This is a genomic window from Chloracidobacterium sp., assembly GCA_025057975.1.
GTDB lineage: Bacteria > Acidobacteriota > Blastocatellia > Chloracidobacteriales > Chloracidobacteriaceae > Chloracidobacterium.
On record JANWUV010000003.1, the window covers coordinates 64,871 to 84,390 of the forward strand.

The following is a 19,520-nucleotide window of genomic DNA, read 5'->3' on the forward strand; positions in this document are numbered from 1 at the left end:
TCCCGGCCTCGTCAGTCGCCGTCCCGTCAGAGCGCGGCAAGTTCGGCTTCCAGCTTCTGCCGCTCGTAGAGCGCCGCGTACCGCCCGCCCAGCGCGAGCAGCTGCGCGTGCGTTCCCTGCTCGACAATCCGTCCGTCTTCGAGAAACACAATGTGGTCGGCGTCCTTGACGGTCGAAATCCGATGGGCGATGAGGATGGTTGTCCTTCCGCGCATGACTTCCCGCAAATGCCCCAGAATGCGCGCCTCCGTATCGGCATCCACCGCCGACAGCGCATCGTCGAGAATCAGGATTTTCGGATTGCGCAGCAGCGCGCGGGCCAGCGCCGTCCGCTGCTTTTGTCCGCCGGAAAGCGTAATGCCGCGCTCGCCAACGACGGTTTCAAAGCCTTTCGGAAATCGCTCCACATCCTCGCGCAGTCCGGCCTGCTCAGCCGCCTGCACGATGGCTTCCGGCGACGCTTGTTCGACGCCGAAAGCGATGTTGGCGGCGATGGTGTCGCTGAAGAGAAAACTTTCCTGCTGCGCATAGCCGATGGCGGCCCGGAGTTGATGCAGCGGGTAGTCGTGAATGGGACGACCGTCAATGAAAAGCGTCCCCGGCGGCGCGTCAAGCAAACGCGGGATGAGATTCGCCAGCGTACTCTTACCCGCGCCCGTCGGGCCAATCACGGCCAGCGTCGTCCCGCGTGGAATCCTAAGCGAAACATCGCGCAACGCCGGTGGACGCGGCGCTGCGTCCGGGCTGGGGTAAGTGAAGGTTAAGCCCCGAAACTCAATGTCGCCTTCGATGGGCGGCAACTGCGAGACGGCCGTCGCGTCGTGGATGGCCGGCGCTTCGTCAAGGATTTTGGAAAGCCGTCCCATGCTCGCCAGTCCGCGCTGCGTCAGGTTGACGACCCACCCCAGCGCAATCATCGGCCAGACCAGCATCGTCAGATAGAGGTTGAACTCCACGAATTGCCCCAGCGTCAGTTCGCCGCGCAGGACAAGCCGCCCGCCGTACCACAGGACAATCGCCGGCCCAAGTCCGAACAAGATGTCCAGCACGGGACGAAAAAGCGCCGATAATCTGACCAGTTGCAGGTTACGCCGGACAAACTCGCGGTTCATGGCGTCAAAGGCGGCTTCTTCGGCGGCTTCCTGCGCGAAGGCGCGCACCACGCGCACGCCCGAAAAGTTTTCCTGCGCCTTGGCCGTGACTAAACCAAAGTATTCCTGAATCTGCTCCGAACGCTCGTGGATGCGCGCGCCGAAGTACTTGGTCGCCGCCGCCGCCAGCGGCAGAGTCATCAGGGCGAAGGCCGTGAGCGTAACGTTGACGGCGAGCATTGCCGGTAAAATCAACGCCACAGTAAACAGCGTGTTGAGGCCGTAGAGTACCGCCGGCCCAATCAGCATGCGTACTGCGCCGATGTCGTTCGTCGCGCGCGACATCAGATCGCCAATCCGCTGGCGATGAAAGAACGCCGGCGGCTGCTGTTGCAGGTGCGCGTAAAAGGCGTTGCGCAGGTCGTACTCAATATCCCGCGAACGATTAATGAGAATGCGCCGCTGCCAGAACAAAAACAGCCCCCGTACCGCCGCAATCCCGATGACCAGCAGCGCGTAACGCGCCACTTTTTCCCGCGTGACGCCGGCGCGAAGGTCGTCTACGGCCGTCCGAATGACCTGCGGCGACCAAAGATTGACGTAGGCGCTCGCCAAAATGAACGCGCCGCCCAGCGCGAAGCTCCACCGGTAGGGCGCGCAAAACCCCATCAGTCGGCGCCATGGCGTCGGCGGTGGCGTCAGTGGGTGCGTGGTTGCTTGGGTTGTTTGTGAGACGGCGCGCGTTGAGGCGAGCGAAGCGGTCGGTGTGGAAAGCGTCATACGGGCGAATGCCGCGAGCGAACGCGAAGGTGACAGCCGGGGGAACCCCGGCGCGAAAGCGTGTTTATAGCCGAGTCGGGTGCGGTTGACACGTCGCGCCGGCTGACGATTGACGCGCCCTGAAGCGCTCGCCCAACATAACCGCTGACGCCGCCGACAAAGCGTCGGCCATCCCAGCTTGTTACTGACCGCCGCCATGCGTTTCTGCTTGGTCGTCCTGTTGCTCCTGTGTTGGCTGTCCGCGCCGGGATTGGCGTTGCCGCCGGGTGCGACCTACCGGGCTGTTCAGAAGCCCAAGCCTGCGCGCCTTCCGCCGTCCGACGACCGCGCGCCGACCGAATACGCCCAGCTTTTCAACCGCCGCCTCGCCAACGGGCTGGAGGTCATCGTCTATGAAGACCACGCTGTACCGCTGGTGACGATTGAGCTGGCCTGTCGCAACGGCTCTTACACCGAACCGCCTGAACTCAACGGTCTGTCGCACCTTTATGAGCACATGTTCTTCAAGGCTAATCGCGCCGTGAAGAACCAAGAGGAGTACCTGCGCGCCATCGGCGAACTGGGCATCATTTACAACGGTACGACGCAGACGGAATTGGTCAACTACTACTTCACAACGTTGAGCCGCCACCTGCCGACAGCGCTGCGCTTTATGCGCGACGCCGCCCTGTATCCCGCCTTTGATGAAGAAGAGTTCGCCCGTGAAAAAGAAGTCGTCCTTGGCGAGATTGACCGCAACGAATCCAACCCATACCACTACCTCTCAACCGAAATGACCCGCCGGCTGTTCGCTGTGTACACCAGCCGCAAAAATCCACTTGGCACACGCGAAACCGTCGCTAAGGCGACGACCGACCAGATGCGGCTCATTCAACAGCGCTACTACATCCCAAACAACGCGGCGGTGTTGGTGGCGGGCGACGTACAGCCCGAAGAAGCTTTTCGTCTTGTCGCGCAGTATTTCGGCGACTGGCCGCGCGGCGACGACCCCTTCGAGAAGTACCCGCTCGTTGAGCATCCGCCGCTGAACAAAAGCGAAGGCGTCGTCGTGACCCAGCCGGTGCAGACGGTGACGTTTCAGATCGGCTGGCATGGCCCCTCAATTGGCAAGGACAACGCGGCGACCTACGCAGCGGATGTGTTTTCGTTCATTCTGCGGCAGCCGAACTCGCGTTTTCAGCGCGCGCTCGTGGACAGCGGGCTGACGACGAGCGTGGATTTGATCTATCTCACGCAGCGCAACGTCGGGCCGATTACACTGACCTTCCAGACGACGCCGGACAAAGCGCGCGCCGCGCTCAAGGCCGTCTATGCCGAAATCGCGCACTTCGCCGACCCAGACTATTTCACCGATGAAGAACTCGCCGTCGCCAAGACCCTGCTCGAAGCCGACGACTTATTTTCCCGTGAGAAGGTCAGCGAACACATTCACTCGCTGAGTTTCTGGTGGGCTTCGACGGGGCTGGATTACTTCCGTGGGTATCTCCCGACGCTGCGTAAGACCTCGCGGGCGGACATTCAGCGTTATCTGCGCAAGTACATCCTCGGACAGCCGCACGTGACCGTGGCGTTGATGTCGCCGGAGGCGCAGGCAAGCCTGAAACTGACGGAAGCTGAACTGATTGGTGAACCGGGTTGGGCGGCGGCCGGTCAGTAGCCCAACGCGCGCAGGCGCTCCACCGTCAAGGGCGACGGCGCAGGGGCTGCGGGCGACAAGTGACTCACCAGCCGCTCGACGTACTTAGCCAGCACATCAGCTTCAAGGTTGACGGCCGCGCCCGGCTTGAGTCGGGACAGCGTTGTCCAGTCGAGCGTCGTCGGGATGACGGCGATTTCAAACCAATCCTCGCCCAGCGCCGCCACCGTGAGGCTCACGCCGTCCACGGCGATGCTGCCTTTGTGAACCAAGTAGCGTCCGATTTCCGGTGGAAAACCGAAGCGCATCGTGACCGAGTTGCCGCTGGGTCGGCGTGAGAGGAAGCGCCCGACGGCGTCCACGTGACCCTGGACGATGTGACCGCCCAAGCGCGCGCCGACAGCCACCGCACGCTCCAAATTGACGCCGTCGCCCGTCCGCAACGCGCCCAAGTTGGACACTCGCAGGGTTTCTTCCGAGGCGTCGGCCGTGAAGCCAGTCGCCGTCAGCGACGTGACGGTGAGGCAGACGCCGTTGACGGCGATACTGTCGCCGCGCTTCGTCCCTTCAAGCACGGTCTGTGCGGCGACGGCCAAGACGCCGCCGCTTGCGCGCCGGTCAAGCCGCTCGACGCGGCCGACTTCCTCGATGATACCGGTAAACATAGGTCGGCGTTAGGCGTAGGCGGGCGCGTTGCCAGGACGCCACTTGATGTTGCACCCGACGCTCGGCTTCTGGTCGGGTAGAGGCGGCTCGCCAGCTAGCGCAGCGTCAAGCGCGCGACGGAGGTCAGCGCCAGTGACAGGGAGACCATTTCCAGGACGGCTGTCGTCCATCTGCCCGCGATAAACGAGTTTCCGCGCGCGGTCATAGACGAAGAAATCCGGCGTGCAGGCGGCTTGGAAAGCTTTGGCGACTTCCTGTGTGGCGTCGAACACGTAGGGAAAATGAAAATCCAGCTCGCGCGCCATCGCCCGCAACATGTCCGGGCTGTCCTCCGGATAGGCCGATATGTCATTGGAACTGATGGCGACGACGCCGACGCCCTTGGGGATGTACTCATTCGCCAACGCCGCCAGTTCAACTTGGACATGTTTGACGTAAGGGCAGTGGCGACAGATGAACATGACCAGCAGCACGGGAAACTCGGCGAAGGTCGCCAGTGAAACATCCTGTCCGGTCGTGACATCCGGCAGCGTGAAATCCGGGGCCGGCGTTCCCAACGCCGGCATCGTGGATGGCGTCAGAGCCATGACAGAGCTTCTCCTTTGGAACTATAGTGGCGAAATTTCTACGCTGAAGGCGGCGCGTTTGCAAATGCGGCTGGCTTAAAACCCCTACAACTGCGTTTCCACCCCTAGAGGCAGCTTCTTCCGGTCGAGCGATGGGTTTGTAACACGCCGTTAAGGCTTTTCCGGTTTCATAAGAGCCTGCATCAACAATAACTCCACTTGCCCCGGCCGCTTTCACCCCGAAGCGGCGGCAATCTTGGTAAAGCTCTGCGCCACCGTTTGGCGTCGCTAAAAGGAGACAAGAAGGAATGTTAAGGCGATTGGTGGTGATGAAACCTCAGAGACCGGTTTTGATTGGCTGGTGTGTCCTGTTGACCTGCTGGTTCGCAGGTGCGGCGTGCGACCGCGACGCGACTAATCCGGGCGGCGCTGTGAGTGTCGTTCCACGTGCTAAAAGCGCTGCGCCGACCCTTGACCCCAACAACCTGCCCAAAACAATGGCCGGTGTGGCCGGCATTGAACTCGTCCTAATTCCAGCCGGCGAGTTCACTATGGGTGACCCTAGCGGCGAGCCGGACGAACAGCCTACCCACCGCGTCGTCATTAGCCAACCGTTTTACCTCGGCAAGTACGAGGTCACACAAGCTCAGTGGAAACAAATCATGGGCAGCAACCCCAGCAAGTTTGTCGGCGACGACCTGCCGGTGGACAGTGTTTCTTGGAAGGATGTCCAGGCATTTATTCAGCGTTTGAATGACGCTGGCGACCCGTTTTTTTACCGTCTCCCAACGGAAGCCGAGTGGGAATACGCCTGTCGCGCTGGAACAACCGGTAAGTATGCGGGTGAGCTGGGGGCTTCCGCTTGGTACTTTGACAACGCCGGCGGAAAAACACACCCAGTAGGCAAAAAAGCCCCGAATGCGTTTGGCCTGCATGACATGCACGGCAACGTCCGCGAGTGGTGCCAGGACTGGTACGACGATCTTTACTACAAGAAGACACCGGTGGACGACCCAACAGGGCCGACCAACGGCTTGTGGCGCGTAATTCGGGGCGGCTCGTACCTTGCCAACAGCGCCGCCTGCCGGTCGGCGGTACGATATAAGCTTGACCCGGAACTGAGACTCGACTCCGTTGGGTTTCGGATTGCGGCGAGTGTTCGTTAGAGCAGTTTCTAAGGGAGTATAACGCCATCACCCCAGCGTGACGGTCGGCGAGCGTCGTCGGCCAGCGGCGCTTCTCTCAGCCCACAAGACGGGCGACACAAGCGCAGTCGTGAAAGCTTACTGGTAACGCTCAAGGAAAGCGATGCGGTCACGGGCGGCGGCACCCCACGCCGACTGCGGATCGCGCCGGGCATAGTCGCGCCAAGCGTCCAGCGCCTCGGCGCGCCGTCCCGCCATTTCCAGCGCCCGCGCACGGTTGTAGCGGGCTTCCAGCAAATCGGGCTGAAGGCGCAGCGCCTCATCAAACGCTTCCAGCGCTTCCTGCACCGCTTCAGGCGTCCGGCGGGCGACTTCAAGCAACGCCAACCCGCAGTCGCTGTGCAGGCGGGCGTCGCCGGGGGACTGCTGGAGCGCCAGTTGCAGGTGCGCAAACGCTGCGAGAGGGCGTCCCTCGGCTAAGTAAACGCGGCCAAGGGCACGGTGTCCGTCCGGCGTCGGCCGGCGCACGAGGTGTTGTTCGAGGTTTTGGCGAGTCGCTTTGAGTTGAAATTGCGCATCATCGTTCGCCCGGCTGCTCCGGTGTACCACCGCCTGCTTGGAATCGGGTAAGTCGGCCAGCCGCCCGTCAAGCGCCAGACCGTTTGTGGCGGCAATGCGTCGAAGCGTCGTCTCGGCCTGCGACGTAACGCCGCCGGAATGCCGAAGCCACAGGTAGCCGCTGGTTGCACCGATGACGACCAGCAGCCCCAGCGCTAACCCGACCGCCCGGCGGCGCGGACGCCGTACCGGCGACGATGCAACCGGCGCCGGTTCATCGTGCAGACTGCGCTCGTTCATCGCTTACCCCAAGTCGGCGATCAGTTCGCCGATTTCAGCGGCCATTGTCGGATGGCCGTGCCGCTCGGCGGCTTGCTGTCCCTGCCGCCACGCCGCCCGCGCCGCCTCTACGTCACCCAAACGTTGGTACGCCTGCCCAAGCAGACGATAGCCCGCACCCTGATCATCGCTGGCTGCGAGGTAAGCTGTGAGGTGTCTGACGACGGCTGGGTAGTCGGCCAGCTTCCAGTACTCATTGGCCAACCCGTAGTGGGCCATGGCGTTGTTGGGATTGGCGGCGAGCATCTTGTGCAGCGCCTCAAGGCGCGACGTGGTCATACCGAACCTTCCTCTTCCATATCGCTTGCCGTCGCCGTTGCAGTGGACGGCGGCGAAGGCACTTCATACTTGCGAAACGTCAACTCCGGGTGTTCCCGCTCAAGCCGTTCAAACAGGCTGCGCGTCATTCGCAGCCCGCGCGTCACCCAGAACGCGCCCCGGCCCTCGTACTCCGCTTCCAGCGCGCGCGGCAACCCGCGCAACTCGACTTCCTTCGCCCACAGAATAACATCCACCACCCTCATGCCGTTGTCATCCTTAGCTGTTTTCACTGAGCAGTCACGGTCATCGTCGCTGCGTCACCGCTGAAACATCAGCCGTATCCGGCGCAAACTCACCGATCACTGGGACAATCCATCCGACGCGGACAAGATAGGTCGCCAGCAACAAAATTTTCGCCTCAAGGTGCGGCAGATTAGCGAGAATGTCGGCCAGCGTATGCTGTCCGTCAAAGAGGTCAAAGAGCGCCATGTTGGTCGGCGCAAGCTCCGCCTTCGCCAGCGCCGCTTCCAAGTCTGAAGTCTTGCGATAAACGACATTGAGCGGGGGCGCTAAGCGTGGGTCGCCTAGAAAAAGCACCAAATCGTCGCTCATGGCGAGCGTTTCCAGCGGCGACGTGACGCGCGTGTGTGTTCCTTGATTTTGCGCCCATTCAATTTCGTCGGTGACCGTCGCCAACAGCAGCGACGGCGTTACCGGCTTGACAAGCGACGAAAGCCGCAATCGCTCCATGGCGCGTGAGAGAATCTCATCTGGGAGGCGTGTCAACACGATGATCGGCGTTGTCGCCAGCCGCTCACGCATGATGCGCGCTGGAGCAAGTTCGCCGACGCCCGGCGTGGTGTCCACAATCGCCAATGTGGGCGGCGGTTCGCAGAGCGGGCGGGCCGCATCCGGGTCGGCGGCGACCAACACTCGGTAGCCGGACATAGTCAGGGTTTTCTCTACAAGGTGTGCCGTTTCATCATCTTGCCCGACGAAAAGAATGGTCTGGTGACGAAGCAACCTCATGACGGCCTCGGCAGCGCCGCCGCCAGCTCTTCAAGCCGACGAATGCGTTTGTCAAAGACGGCGTTCCGAATTTCGTGCAACACGTCGAGCTGTTCAAGTTCAACCAGCGCGATGTTAATCTGCCACATCACCTGCTGCCGGGCTTTCCGGCAGCGTTTTTTCTCCGTCGAGTCGGTACGGCGGTACCATTCTTCCAACGTCGCTCGCTTGAACTCAAACTGGCGTTGTTTGAGTTCCTCCACCAGCGCCAGAAACCGCGCCTGAAGGTCGGCGTTGGTCGCCTTGCGGGCGCGTAGGTAGGTGTGAAAGCGCTCGTAAATGCGTTCAGCCAACGCGCGCTTGATGCCGGCCGCCAAGGCGATGTCGCTTGGTAGTCCCGTCGTGTAGCTTTCCAGCCGTGACATGCCAGCGGCAAAGAGTTTCTGAATCGTGCGCTGCCCGACGCCTTCCACCTGTTTGAGCAGGGTCGTGACAATAATGCTTTCCGACGAAGCCGCCGCCGGTGGAATGAAGAACGTGGCTGGGAGGTAAGCCTCCAAGTCCGCATAGGCGCTAAGGACACGAAGCTTCCAGTGCCGCCCGTAACGTCGCCGGTCGCCTTCGGTGTGGTCTTGCAGCAGGGCTGATTCAAGCCGCTCCAGCCGTCCGCTCAGGTCAGTGAACTCAATCGTTTCCGATGCGCGCCGTAGGTTCACCACCGCCGGACGACAGGCTTCCAGCCAGTCGCGCGTAAAACTACCCTTCCGCAGTTCAGCGATAAAATCTTTGATTGGCTGAATGTAGCCAGCGGCAATCTCGGTGAAGAGCTGCTTGACCTCCGGTGGGGTGTCGGCTTCAGGCTGCTCCTCTGACCATAGCCTGTCGCCAAGTTGCGCTGGCTCCTCATGGATGACGGCGTCGAACGCGCCTTCGAGACTCCCAATCACGTCGTCGAGGAAATCGTCGTCTGTATCTACAGCAAGGTCGTCGAAGGGGTCTTCGTGCCCATCAAAAGTCACCTCCGTTGTGATGCGACGGATGTTTTGGGTTGTTGAAGGGCTGGTTGAAGACGGCTGTTCCGCTGACAGCAACGCTTGGAGTCGCCGGGTGATGTGCCAGGCAAGTGAGAGGTCTGGGGCGGCGGTTTCGCCGCTGAATGAACGCACCATATCCACAAAGCACGCCGTCGCCTGCGCCAAACCGTCCAGCCCCGTCGTCAAGCGTTCCGGGGTGAGGACAGCGAGGCGTAGCGCCAGCGCGGCCGCCGCTTCCGCCAGCGCTAGCAGGGCGTCAACGCCTTCCACGAGCGCTGGCGAAAGCTCGCCGGACGCACGCCGCAACTCGCGGACCGCTGTCAGCAGCTCGTCTGTATGTTCGCAGACCGCTAAGTGGTACGCTGGATGATGCGGCGCACGGCGAATCCGCTCCAAGTAGAGCTTCAACAGCGTGGTGCTGTCTTCCACACCCACGACGAAGGCTTCAAGCGTGGTGAACCGACTCATGGACGCTGGTGGAACATTGTGAAGTGTGACGCAAGCATAACATGAGCATCATAGGGTTGTGACTTAGGTGGGCGCGACCGTTACGGCGCGCCGTCGCCAGGCTCACCCCCGCCGAACCAAATCGGCTAACGCATCAGGTATCTCGATTTCCATCCGTAGCAGGGCCGTACTGTAGGTTTTGCCTTGGGCGTCGCTGCGCAGCGAAACCGTGCCGCCGCCGCCAAGCGCCTTGTGGAGCAAGAAGTTGAGGGCTTCCAAGTTGGGCAGCTCGTATCGTTCGACCTCGCCGTAGCACAGGTCGGCGAAATGCGCTTTAACACGCTCCGCTGTCACTTGTTCGCACAGGATGGGATAAAACTCAGGCCGGCGGGCGATAAGACCGATGTTGGATGTGTCGCCCTTGTCGCCCGACCGAGCGTGGGCGATTTCAAACAACTTGACTTGCATTGCGGACACTCACGGGGTTGAGAAAATAACGGTTGGCATTTTTCAATCGCGTTCGACGGCTAGCGCGACAGCGTTGCCGCCGCCCAAACAGAGGGCTGCGACGCCGCGCTTCACCTGCCGCGCCTGCATGGCATATAGCAACGTGACAAGGATACGCGCGCCGCTGGCGCCAATCGGGTGGCCGAGGGCAATCGCGCCGCCGTTAACGTTGACTTTGGCTGGGTCGGCTCCAACTTCCCGCGTGACGGCGATGGCCTGCGCGGCAAAGGCTTCATTGAACTCGAACAAATCCACGTCGTCCACCTTCCAGCCGGCTTTAGCAAGGACGCGCCGAGTCGCTTCAACTGGAGCCATCATAATGAGCTTCGGCTCAATGCCGCTCATTGCCTGCGCGACGATGCGCGCTAACGGCTGACGCCCCATTCGTTTAGCGCAGGCCTCAGAAGTGACGACCACCGCCGCCGCGCCGTCATTGATGGTTGAGGCGTTGCCGGCCGTCACTGTGCCGTTGGGCTGAAAAGCCGGCTTAAGTTTGGCCAGCGCCGCAACGGTGGTGTCGGCGCGCGGCCCTTCATCTTCGGCAAAGACAACCGGATCGCCTTGCCGCTGCGGAATCGTCACCGGTTCAATCTCCGCCCGAAACGCTCCAGCCTGCTGAGCGGCAATGGCTTTGGCCTGCGAGCCGGCGGCGAAAGCGTCCTGCGCCTCGCGTGAGATGTGGTATCGCTCAGCGACGACCTCCGCCGTACAGCCCATGTGCCAGTTTTCGAAAGCGCACCACAGACCGTCATGGATCATGGCGTCGAGCAGTTCGCCGTGCCCCATCCGGTAGCCTCCGCGGGCTTTGGGAAGGATGTATGGGGCGTTGGTCATGGACTCCATGCCGCCTGCGACGACATACTCGGCGTCGCCACTCTGAACAGCCTGCGCCGCTAACATGACGGCGCGCAGCCCGGACCCGCAAACCTGATTGATCGTCAGCGCCGCCACGGCCGGCGGCAGACCCGCACCTAGCGCCGCTTGCCGCGCCGGGTTTTGTCCCAGCCCAGCTTGTAAAACGCAGCCCATAACGACTTCGTCGACTTGAACGGCGTCAATGCCAGCGCGCTCGATGGCAGCGCGGACAGCTTTTGCGCCCAGCGCCGGCGCAGTAAAGGATTTGAGCGCTCCTTGAAATTTTCCAATCGGGAGCCGAACGGCGGAAAGAATGACGGAAGTAGGCATTGTGGATGATTTCTCGCACAGGGAATAATGACGCAACCCTAGTATATGTCAGCTTCAGGTTTCGCACACTACGGTCGTTATTTCGGAGTACGGCATGGCTGGTGAAATCACCTATACGTCAGTCGCTCGGCTGGCCGCCGAGGGCATCGTTGAGTTGACGGCGCGCACGCAACGCGGCGACCTCCACTGGCGGCCGACGGCGACAGCGCCGGTGGCGCGGTTTGTCGTTGAGGACAACGGCGTACGTTACACGCTAACCGCCGGCCGCGACGGCCTGCCGACCATCCTCACGGCGTTTGATACGGCGCGGCGGCTGGTGTTGTGGAAAGTGTCCGCGGCAGCTGCCACGCACTCTGCCCTAAGCGCACTTGAACAATTAGTGACAACGCAGTTTGCGCCGGTGCGGTCGGCGCATGAGCCGGATTGGTCGCGGGTGGTATTGTTTCCACTGCGTCCTGTTAGCGCTGGTTCCACTGCTTTAGTTGTTGAACGCAGCGCCTGAGTCGTCTGTCGCTGCGCCTCGGCGTGAGCCAGCCGGATTTGGCCCTCTGGTTTGAAAGCCGCGATCGGCTTGTGTAAAGTGCTGAGCATAAATGCGCCCCTGTAGCCTAAGGGTGCGTTTCCCAAAAAGCGCTTCCTGAATATCTCTTGAATGACGGCTCTGCTGCTGACACCGCTCGGCGTCTCGAAGCTGGCGGCTTGGAACTGGAGAGCAGCGTGGAAGTCTCCACAGGTGTGGACGGCTTGGATGACGTTGCTTGCCTTCGGCGTCCTCGCGCTGTGCAGCAGCAAAGTGTACTCGCCGCCTATACTGCGCTTACCCAAAGCGGAAGCGCGGGCGCGGGCTGAACGTCTCTTGGAACGTCTGCGTCCGCCGGACTTGGCTGACCAACCGCTGGCGGCTTACCAAGTGAGCCTGCGCTGTCAGCCTCACCCAATTGACCAAGCCCACTGGGAGTCGGCTTTTCTTGCGCCGGACAACAGTCATCTCTATCGGCTGACGCTGACTGGCCGAGGAGAGTTTCGATTCTTCGCGGTGTATCGGCGCATGCCAGCGGCGGAAACGGCGGCTCGTTCTGGTGAGCTCGAACGCTCTACGGCACTTGCGGTATGGCGGGCGTTTCTTCTAGCCGAAGCCGGGATCGCCCCGCCACCGACCACGGAAGTCCCTCCTGTGGTTCGCGAAAGCCCGTTTCCGGGACGTGGTCGCGACTACATTCGCCGTTGGAAAACTGGCCATGCGCAGTGGCCCTTCGTCGAGGTGGTTTTTGAAGGGCAAACCTTACAATCATTGGGGCTGACTCAGGCTGAAGCGCCGCGTCCGGTTGAACCCAACGCCGTCGGTAGGCGGTTTCTTGTCGGATTGTTGGCTCTAGCTCTGTGGCTGCCATGGCTCATTGTGTTTGGGCGCGGCGTTTTGCAAGGGGCGATGGGATCACGCACCGTTTTCGTCACTGCCGTCGTGATCGCCGCGTCATTTCTACTTTTGCCAAGCGCCTCCATGCTAACCGTCGCCGCGCCTTTCGCTTGGCAGGAGCCCGTGATTACAGAGGAAGAGTTTATAGGGTCATTAGACACGACTGACCGAGTGCTGCTGCTCCTGTTGGGTTTGGTGATGTTTGGCGCGGCGGCGCTGGGCGTCTGGGCGATGAGCTTTGTTTCTCTAGCGGTGACGGAGTCGTATGACTGGAAGCGGCAGCGTCAACTACTAGGGGATGTGTATCGGTTGGCGCGACGTGGATGGCTGCCGCCAGAGCAGGTCGTGCGGTTGTGGGTTGGTGGATTGGCCTTAGCACTGTGGGTGTTGGCAGTTGAAGCCGTTGTTGAGTGGCAGTGTGGCCGTCCAGTCCTGCCTTGGCACGATTTTTCAGCTTGGTCGCAGGAGTTTGCCCTCGGATACTGGCCGGGTCGGGAAATCATGGTGAAGTGTTTCACTGACGTCTGGATCATCACCGTTTGGCTTCTACCACTGGCGGCGTTTGCCCGTGACCGACTTCGGGATGCTTCCGCTGCACTGGCGGTTGGGCTAGGTGTCGGACTGATTGGATTGCCCATTTTCGCCAATACTGGGGTGACAGTGATTGGTTATCTGCTCTTGCTTGGCGGGCTACTCTGGACATTATTCATGTATGGTTGGCCGACGGTGGTTTTCGGCTGTGCACTGATCGGTGGTCTGTCACCGATCCTGTGGTCGCTCCGCTTTCCCTATGGCTTCGAGCCGGTGTTCCTCATTGGCGGCGCAGCGGCGGCGGCGCCAGCAGCGCTTGCTTGGCGGCGACCACCGTCACGTCGCACACGCAACGAAGCGTTCGATCTGGCACCGCGTTACGTACGGGATCGGCTCCGGCTCGAACGGTGGCGCGAAGACTTAGACGTGCGCTGGCTTATTCACTGCAATCTGCTTCCGCCGTCTGGTTTTCGGGATGCGCAGCGGCGCGTGGCGGCGGAATACGCGCATCTGCCGGAGCAAGGGCGGGAGTGGTTTCTCATCTTGCCGTTGACAGAGCACCGTGTCGGCCTAGCTATCGGGGAAGTCAGTGGAGAAGGACTAGAGGCGTCGTTGCTGATGGCGGCTGCGCTGGCGGCCATCAAATCCAAGGCTGCGCGCCATTCGACCTGTCCAGCGCGGGTTGTTGAGCGCCTCAACGAGTTTCTGTCGCCGCGTCTGCAACGCCTAAATGCGCAGGTGCGGTTACTGTACGGCATCGCCGACGTGCAGGCTGGGACGTTTACGTACTGCAATGCCGGTTATGTTCCACCGGTAGCGCTCAAGCCGGAACATGACGGCGGCGTTCGCCGACCGGCCGACCTGCCATATGTGCTTAATCCACCGCTGCAAAGTCTCACCGGCGGCTGCTGGCGCAGCGACACCGCCTACCTTGAACGGGGCAGTTACCTAGTCCTCACCAGCGATTGGGTTGGGGAGTTGTGTGGTTTAGCTCCCGACGCTGAGGCGACGGCTCGGCGAACGGCGGCGTTGTTGGCGACCTTCGGCGAGCTTCCGGCGCAGGAATTCCCGGCCGCCGTTGTTGGCCAGGGACGCGAGCGCTTACAGCAGCTTCTCGGTGCGCCGCTCAAAGCGCCGAATGCTGAAATTACAGTTGTGTGCGTTGAGTTTTGACGGCCGCCGCAAACCTCAAAACCCTTGTGAGCGGATCGCCGGCCCGGGAGCGTCACTCCACTAGCACACTCGCCCTCACAACTTTGTAGTCGGCGGAGCGCCGTGCTTTCATGCTGACGCAACAGGTGCGTCGTCTCGTTCACTAGCCAGAGGAGCGTCAAGGATGCGATCTACGCGGGAAACATTATCCGGGATCGATTGGTTGGGGCTGACCAGCCGGGAATTCGCCGCGTATGTCGCGGAACGCGGGCTGCCAGCTTACCGCGGGCGACAAATCTTTCACGCGCTACACCGGCGACTTGTCACGTCGGTTGAGGACATCCACGAGCTGCCGCAAAGCCTGCGTTTGGCGTTGGCTGCGGAGTTGAACCTTGCGCCCCTGCGTCTGGTACAGGTTTTTGATGCGACCGACGGGACGCGGCGCTACTTGTTCACCGTTCGCGACGGCCACGCCATTGAGACCGTCTGGATTCCCGACGGGCGGCGAGTCACGCTCTGTCTTTCGTCTCAGGCCGGCTGTCCGATGATGTGCGCGTTTTGTGCGACAGGGACATTGGGGCTGCAACGCAACCTCACGGCCGGCGAAATCGTCGCCCAGGTTCTTTATGTACTCCGCGAGGCTGGTCGGCGACCCGAGCCAGCACAGGCGGCGAATGTCAACCTCGTGCTCATGGGGATGGGTGAACCGCTGCTCAACTACGAGCAAGTCATGCAGGCGCTCCGCGTGCTGGCTGATCCGCAAGGTCTGCATATCGTTCCTCGCCGGGTGACGCTCTCAACGGTGGGGATTGTTCCTAAGATCGCTGCCCTGGGCTGTGAGCCAGATCGTCCCCGTTTGGCGGTTTCTCTGACGGCTCCGACTGACGAACTGCGTGCTCGATTGATGCCGGTCAACCTCACCTACCCGTTGGAGGCCCTGCGTCAGGTCTGCTTAGAGTTTCCCCTGCGCGCGGGAGAACGCATTACGTTTGAATATGTTTTGCTGGACGGTGTCAATGACAGTGAGGCCGAAGCGCGCGCCTTGCTGCGCTGGCTATCGCCGTTGCGCGCCCGCGAAGCGGCGAAGGTCAACTTGATTCCGCATAATCCAGCGCCGGGTATACCGTTTCGTCCGTCCCCGCCGGAGCGCATCGCACAGTTTCAGGCGGTGTTGCGCGCTAAGGGACTTCCAACCTACATTCGTCGGCCGCGCGGACGTGATATCTTCGCCGCCTGCGGCATGCTGGCCGCCGCTGGGCTGTCGGCGTCATGAGCGTCCAGCGCGGTTATTCAGCGTCGGCGTGGAGATTTTTCCACTTGGGAGAGGTCGTCCGTTGTGTCTCTACGGGTGTGGGTTTCCAAATTGCTCACGCCGGAGTTGATGTATCGACTTCAGGAGTCAGCTTTGAGCTTATCGCGTCGGTTGGGGGACGCGCCGCTGGCGGTCGCCTTCTTTGACGACGAGCGCTTTCGGCTGCTGACCTCGGTCGGTTATGAGGAGTATGCGCGCGAAACCCTCGAAGCAACGCTGACCGAACGGTTGGCGACAATTCAGGCGGATCGGCTAACGCCGGTTTCGCGCAGCGCCTTACCCAGTTTTCCGTTTGCGACGCAAGATGTTCCCACACTGCTGATCCGGCGGTTCACGCTTGATTATCTGCTGTGCGGGGCGTTGTTGGTTGAGTATGCGCAGGCGGTCAATCTCGAGCAGGCGCTGGACGGCCGCGAACTGGGCTGGGCCTTTTTGCTTCGTGAGAGCGGTTGGCGCGCTCGCTTGACGGAAGCTGAAACCCAGCTTGCCGAACTAGGCCGCCAGCTGGAGGCGACTCGCCATGCGGTGGAGCGCCTGACGGAACTGGGTGAACAAGCAATCCGCGACCGTGAAAAGTTTATCGCCAACGTTGATTATGAACTGCGTGCCCCGCTGACGACGGTTCTCGGCTACTGCGAAATGCTGCAGGACGCTTCGTATGGAGCGCTGACCGATGCGCAGCGCGAGTTTGTGCGTCATATTGAAGCTGGCGGGCAAGCGTTGCTGCACATCGTGGATGATCTGATGCGCCTGGTGCGGCTTGAACGCGGCGGCGACGTATTAGACATTCGGGAGTTTTCGGTGGCGCGAATGTTCCAATCGCTCCAAGCGTCCTTTGCGCCAATCGCGCAACGGCGGCAAGTGACGTTGGAAGTGACGCTGGACCCGGCCTGTGAGATGCTTGTCGGCGACGAGTTGCGCTTGTACGAAGCGTTTTCTCAGTTGCTTGATGACGCGCTGCGCTTCATCCCGCGCGGCGGGATCATTCGGCTGACCGGTGAACTACGCCGCATTTCCAACAATATCCAGAATCTCGTGGTGACGCTTCAGGATAACACGACTGGCATCGTCGCTGAGCAACGTCTGGCGACCTATCGCAGCCTGACCCACAACGGTGCCGCCGGGCTGCCTCTGCGGGGCGTCGCGTTGGGCTTGAGCGTCACACACCGGATTCTCCAACTCCACGGCGCGACCCTCACAGTGGAAGGCGATACAACGCGCGGTTGTCGGTTGACCTTTCAGCTACCGCATCGCGTCGCTCCATTACCGGCCGAAGCTCCGCAAGTGGTGATTGTTGACACCGAGGTTGAAAGCAGCCATCTGTTGCGTAACATCTTGGAAGGCGAAGGCTTCAAGGCGCAGCTTGTTGCGGCGTCCAGCCACGACACCCCTGCAACGCTGCACGCTAGCTACTTCGAGCAACTCACTCGCTTACCGGATGTTGTCTTGATTAACGCCGCCCTCGGGCCGGTGGATGGCTACGAGTTGTGCCGTCTCATCAAGCAAACCGAAGCGACCCGGTATTTGCCGGTGTTGATGTTGACGGCTTCGCCAGAAACGACCGAGAAACTACGTGGTCTTGAAGTAGGAGCAACCGAGGTTTTGACCAAGCCGGTCAACCGCAAGGAACTCATCATGCGCGTCAAGGCGCTGATTGCCCAGAAACGCGAATTTGAGGCGATGCTGCGCGCCTACCACAGCGCCAAGCACCGCGCCATCACTGACGGCCTAACGGGACTCTTCAACCACGCCTACTTTATGGAAAAGCTGGCCCGGAAAGCGGAGTTGGCGCAACGTACAGGGCAGGCGCTTTCCATCATCATGCTTGATGTGGATCGCTTCAAGCACTTCAATGACACCAACGGTCACGAAGCGGGTAATGAGTTGCTCAAGGACTTGGCGCGCTTGATGGAGCGTTGTTTCCGGCGCAGCGACCTGCTGGCGCGTTACGGCGGCGAGGAATTCGTAGTGCTGCTGCCGAACACTCCGAAAAGCCAAGCAGCAATTTTGGCCGAGCGTCTGCGCCGGCGTGTAGCCGAATATCCTTTCGTTGGACGTGAATCGCAACCGGGCGGACAACTCACCATCAGTCTGGGCGTAGCAGCGATGCCGTCCGATACCGACGACCACAAGCAACTTCTTGAACTCGCCGACCGTGCGCTTTACCGCGCCAAGCAGCATGGCCGCAACCGCGTCTGCATTGTCGAGGCCGAAGCGACCGGACGCCCGCGCCCCAGCGGTTTCTGGCAAGTCCCCAACCCGCCGGAAGCCGGGCCGCCGCCCCTGCCGTCGGCCTAACTCAATCAAACTGCGGACGTAACCCGTCAGGATGCGCCGCCCACTGACGCAGTCGCGCAACGACCGGGCGATTTGGCGGCAAAATCGCCAAGTCATCCATTTCAGCCGGCTGTAGCCAGCGCGCGTCCTGAACGGCGCGCAAGGAGATGGTGCCGCCGATAATTCGCGCCCAGTAAAACACCACGGCGAAGGCTTGGTGCGCATCCAGCGCATAGTGGATGACGTGCAGCGGGCGACCTACGGTAATCTCAACGCCTAGTTCTTCCTCTAGTTCGCGGCGCAGCCCGGCTTCCGGCTCTTCGCCCCAGTGAAGCTTCCCGCCCGGAAATTCCCACTGGTCGGCGAATCGCCCTCCAGCCGGCCGCTGCGTCAGCAGGACGCGCGGGCCGTCCACGCATACGGCCGCCGCTACCAGTGTCGTTGTCGGTTGTAAACCTTCCGCCATACCCGCCCCCGAAAAATGGTTAGGCGGCGACTTCAGATTGCATTTTGAGCGCCTGAAAGTGAGCGACCAGCGGATCAAGCAGGTCGTCCAGCTCACCCTCCAGCACGGAGTCCAGTTGATGCAGCGTCAGCCCGATGCGGTGATCCGTAACGCGATTTTCCTTAAAGTTGTAGGTGCGAATTTTCTCGCTGCGTTCACCTGTTCCCACTTGCGCCCGCCGTTCCCCGGCGATGGCTTCGTGCTGCTTTTGGCGCTCCAAGTCAAGCAGACGGGCGCGCAGAATCCGAAACGCCTTCTCGCGGTTTTTGATCTGCGACTTCTCATCCTGTATCGAAACCACAATGCCGGTCGGCAAGTGCGTCAGCCGGACGGCTGAATACGTTGTGTTGACCGACTGGCCGCCGGGACCGGATGAACAAAAGGTGTCAATCCGTACGTCCTTCGGGTCAATCTCGATGTCCACCTCTTCCGCCTCGGGCAAAACCGCCACCGTCACCGTCGAGGTGTGGATGCGGCCGGCGGACTCCGTCGCCGGTACGCGCTGGACGCGGTGGACGCCCGACTCATGCTTGAGGCGGGAGTACACCCCCGTTCCCTCAATCAACACAATGCCTTCCTTCAAGCCGCCAACTTCCGACAGCGATTCATCGAGCATCTGCACCCGCCAGCCCTGTTGTTCGGCATAGCGCAAGTACATTCGCATCAGCTCAGCGGCAAACAGCGACGCTTCATTGCCGCCCGTTCCAGCGCGAATCTCTAGGATGACATTTTTCCCGTCATTGGGATCCTTGGGCGTCAGCAGCCGTTCTAGGTCAAGGTGGCACGCTTCCCGCTGTTTTTCGAGCGACGCGATTTCTTCGCGCGCCAACGCCGCCAGGTCGGGGTCGTCCGTTTCATTCAAAAGTTCGCGCGCCCCCACGAGATTGGCTTCGACAGCCTTATATTCACGAAACTTTTCAACGACTTCCGCCAACTCGCTGTGCTGCTTGGCCAGTTTGGCGTAACGCGCAGCGTCTGAAACAACTTCGGGATCGCTCAGTTGCGCCGTCAGCGCGTCGTATTTTTCTTCCAGAGCGGCTAGTTTGTCGAACATAACCAACGGAGGTGAACTATGTGTCGTCACCGCGTCGTCGGAACGCGAG

18 protein-coding genes are annotated in these 19,520 nt (G+C 61.2%); 6 read left to right on the top strand and 12 right to left on the bottom strand.

The window, feature by feature from the left end:
* Nucleotides 1–26: 26 nt before the first annotated feature.
* The gene (locus NZ585_03330) at nt 27–1,871 is read right to left on the bottom strand and encodes an ABC transporter ATP-binding protein/permease (protein MCS7079068.1); all 1,845 of its coding nucleotides are present in this window, start codon (nt 1,869–1,871) and stop codon (nt 27–29) included.
* 196 nt (nt 1,872–2,067) lie between these two features.
* Between NZ585_03330 and NZ585_03335 the strand changes: the two genes are divergently transcribed.
* Nucleotides 2,068–3,528 carry an insulinase family protein gene (locus NZ585_03335; GenBank protein MCS7079069.1) on the top strand — a complete coding sequence of 487 codons (1,461 nt, stop codon included), beginning with the start codon at nt 2,068–2,070 and terminating at the stop codon, nt 3,526–3,528.
* On the opposite strand, the gene NZ585_03340 is transcribed toward NZ585_03335, so the two are convergent.
* Nucleotides 3,522–4,172 (bottom strand): riboflavin synthase, encoded by a 651-nt coding sequence (locus NZ585_03340; GenBank protein MCS7079070.1) that lies wholly within the window; start codon nt 4,170–4,172, stop codon nt 3,522–3,524. The genes NZ585_03335 and NZ585_03340 overlap by 7 nt on opposite strands.
* Before the next feature lie 9 nt (nt 4,173–4,181).
* The gene (locus NZ585_03345) at nt 4,182–4,760 is read right to left on the bottom strand and encodes a thioredoxin family protein (protein ID MCS7079071.1); all 579 of its coding nucleotides are present in this window, start codon (nt 4,758–4,760) and stop codon (nt 4,182–4,184) included.
* A 308-nt stretch (nt 4,761–5,068) separates the two neighbouring features.
* Between NZ585_03345 and NZ585_03350 the strand changes: the two genes are divergently transcribed.
* Nucleotides 5,069–5,905, top strand: a complete 837-nt coding sequence (locus NZ585_03350; GenBank protein ID MCS7079072.1) for a formylglycine-generating enzyme family protein — start codon at nt 5,069–5,071, stop codon at nt 5,903–5,905.
* Nucleotides 5,906–6,022: 117 nt separating this feature from the next.
* Here the strand turns inward: NZ585_03350 and NZ585_03355 are convergent, their stop codons facing one another.
* The 7 genes from NZ585_03355 to NZ585_03385 form a co-directional block, all read right to left on the bottom strand.
* The gene (locus tag NZ585_03355) at nt 6,023–6,742 is read right to left on the bottom strand and encodes a tetratricopeptide repeat protein (protein ID MCS7079073.1); all 720 of its coding nucleotides are present in this window, start codon (nt 6,740–6,742) and stop codon (nt 6,023–6,025) included.
* 3 nt (nt 6,743–6,745) lie between these two features.
* Nucleotides 6,746–7,060, bottom strand: a complete 315-nt coding sequence (locus NZ585_03360) for a hypothetical protein (GenBank protein ID MCS7079074.1) — start codon at nt 7,058–7,060, stop codon at nt 6,746–6,748.
* Nucleotides 7,057–7,332 (bottom strand): hypothetical protein, encoded by a 276-nt coding sequence (locus tag NZ585_03365; GenBank protein ID MCS7079075.1) that lies wholly within the window; start codon nt 7,330–7,332, stop codon nt 7,057–7,059. Before NZ585_03365 ends, NZ585_03360 begins: the two co-directional genes overlap by 4 nt.
* A gap of 13 nt (nt 7,333–7,345) precedes the next feature.
* Nucleotides 7,346–8,071 (bottom strand): hypothetical protein, encoded by a 726-nt coding sequence (locus NZ585_03370; GenBank protein MCS7079076.1) that lies wholly within the window; start codon nt 8,069–8,071, stop codon nt 7,346–7,348.
* Nucleotides 8,068–9,552: a hypothetical protein gene (locus NZ585_03375; protein MCS7079077.1), complete on the bottom strand. Its 1,485-nt coding sequence runs from the start codon at nt 9,550–9,552 to the stop codon at nt 8,068–8,070. The genes NZ585_03370 and NZ585_03375 overlap by 4 nt, the downstream gene beginning before the upstream one ends.
* A gap of 102 nt (nt 9,553–9,654) precedes the next feature.
* Nucleotides 9,655–9,999 carry a hypothetical protein gene (locus NZ585_03380; GenBank protein MCS7079078.1) on the bottom strand — a complete coding sequence of 115 codons (345 nt, stop codon included), beginning with the start codon at nt 9,997–9,999 and terminating at the stop codon, nt 9,655–9,657.
* A 42-nt stretch (nt 10,000–10,041) separates the two neighbouring features.
* Nucleotides 10,042–11,223 carry an acetyl-CoA C-acetyltransferase gene (locus tag NZ585_03385; GenBank protein ID MCS7079079.1) on the bottom strand — a complete coding sequence of 394 codons (1,182 nt, stop codon included), beginning with the start codon at nt 11,221–11,223 and terminating at the stop codon, nt 10,042–10,044.
* Nucleotides 11,224–11,317: 94 nt separating this feature from the next.
* Between NZ585_03385 and NZ585_03390 the strand changes: the two genes are divergently transcribed.
* The 4 genes from NZ585_03390 to NZ585_03405 all read left to right on the top strand — a co-directional run bounded on the left by NZ585_03390 (nt 11,318) and on the right by NZ585_03405 (nt 17,933).
* Nucleotides 11,318–11,725: a hypothetical protein gene (locus tag NZ585_03390; protein ID MCS7079080.1), complete on the top strand. Its 408-nt coding sequence runs from the start codon at nt 11,318–11,320 to the stop codon at nt 11,723–11,725.
* 150 nt (nt 11,726–11,875) lie between these two features.
* A complete protein-coding gene (locus NZ585_03395) occupies nt 11,876–14,344 on the top strand; it encodes a SpoIIE family protein phosphatase (protein MCS7079081.1) in 2,469 nt (822 codons plus the stop codon).
* 163 nt (nt 14,345–14,507) lie between these two features.
* Nucleotides 14,508–15,596, top strand: coding sequence for a 23S rRNA (adenine(2503)-C(2))-methyltransferase RlmN (rlmN, locus tag NZ585_03400; protein MCS7079082.1), 1,089 nt, complete (start codon nt 14,508–14,510; stop codon nt 15,594–15,596).
* A gap of 132 nt (nt 15,597–15,728) precedes the next feature.
* On the top strand, nt 15,729–17,933 hold the full coding sequence (locus NZ585_03405; GenBank protein MCS7079083.1) for a diguanylate cyclase: 2,205 nt from the start codon (nt 15,729–15,731) through the stop codon (nt 17,931–17,933).
* A 1-nt stretch (nt 17,934) separates the two neighbouring features.
* Here NZ585_03405 and NZ585_03410 read toward each other — a convergent pair whose 3' ends face one another.
* Entirely contained in the window at nt 17,935–18,378 is a 444-nt protein-coding gene (locus NZ585_03410) for a (deoxy)nucleoside triphosphate pyrophosphohydrolase (protein ID MCS7079084.1), read from the bottom strand.
* 19 nt (nt 18,379–18,397) lie between these two features.
* Nucleotides 18,398–19,471 (bottom strand): peptide chain release factor 1, encoded by a 1,074-nt coding sequence (prfA, locus tag NZ585_03415; protein ID MCS7079085.1) that lies wholly within the window; start codon nt 19,469–19,471, stop codon nt 18,398–18,400.
* Between the last annotated feature and the right edge of the window lie 49 nt (nt 19,472–19,520).

What these genes read in the sequence shown, in the direction of transcription:
- NZ585_03390 (MCS7079080.1), top strand. Translation starts at nt 11,318, where the DNA reads ATGGCTGGTGAAATCACCTATACGTCAGTCGCTCGGCTGGCCGCCGAG.
- NZ585_03410 (MCS7079084.1), bottom strand. Translation starts at nt 18,378, where the DNA reads ATGGCGGAAGGTTTACAACCGACAACGACACTGGTAGCGGCGGCCGTA.
- NZ585_03330 (MCS7079068.1), bottom strand. Translation starts at nt 1,871, where the DNA reads ATGACGCTTTCCACACCGACCGCTTCGCTCGCCTCAACGCGCGCCGTC.
- rlmN (MCS7079082.1), top strand. Translation starts at nt 14,508, where the DNA reads ATGCGATCTACGCGGGAAACATTATCCGGGATCGATTGGTTGGGGCTG.
- NZ585_03375 (MCS7079077.1), bottom strand. Translation starts at nt 9,552, where the DNA reads ATGAGTCGGTTCACCACGCTTGAAGCCTTCGTCGTGGGTGTGGAAGAC.
- NZ585_03340 (MCS7079070.1), bottom strand. Translation starts at nt 4,172, where the DNA reads ATGTTTACCGGTATCATCGAGGAAGTCGGCCGCGTCGAGCGGCTTGAC.
- NZ585_03395 (MCS7079081.1), top strand. Translation starts at nt 11,876, where the DNA reads ATGACGGCTCTGCTGCTGACACCGCTCGGCGTCTCGAAGCTGGCGGCT.
- prfA (MCS7079085.1), bottom strand. Translation starts at nt 19,471, where the DNA reads ATGTTCGACAAACTAGCCGCTCTGGAAGAAAAATACGACGCGCTGACG.
- NZ585_03345 (MCS7079071.1), bottom strand. Translation starts at nt 4,760, where the DNA reads ATGGCTCTGACGCCATCCACGATGCCGGCGTTGGGAACGCCGGCCCCG.
- NZ585_03385 (MCS7079079.1), bottom strand. Translation starts at nt 11,223, where the DNA reads ATGCCTACTTCCGTCATTCTTTCCGCCGTTCGGCTCCCGATTGGAAAA.
- NZ585_03355 (MCS7079073.1), bottom strand. Translation starts at nt 6,742, where the DNA reads ATGAACGAGCGCAGTCTGCACGATGAACCGGCGCCGGTTGCATCGTCG.
- NZ585_03360 (MCS7079074.1), bottom strand. Translation starts at nt 7,060, where the DNA reads ATGACCACGTCGCGCCTTGAGGCGCTGCACAAGATGCTCGCCGCCAAT.
- NZ585_03350 (MCS7079072.1), top strand. Translation starts at nt 5,069, where the DNA reads ATGAAACCTCAGAGACCGGTTTTGATTGGCTGGTGTGTCCTGTTGACC.
- NZ585_03370 (MCS7079076.1), bottom strand. Translation starts at nt 8,071, where the DNA reads ATGAGGTTGCTTCGTCACCAGACCATTCTTTTCGTCGGGCAAGATGAT.
- NZ585_03380 (MCS7079078.1), bottom strand. Translation starts at nt 9,999, where the DNA reads ATGCAAGTCAAGTTGTTTGAAATCGCCCACGCTCGGTCGGGCGACAAG.
- NZ585_03335 (MCS7079069.1), top strand. Translation starts at nt 2,068, where the DNA reads ATGCGTTTCTGCTTGGTCGTCCTGTTGCTCCTGTGTTGGCTGTCCGCG.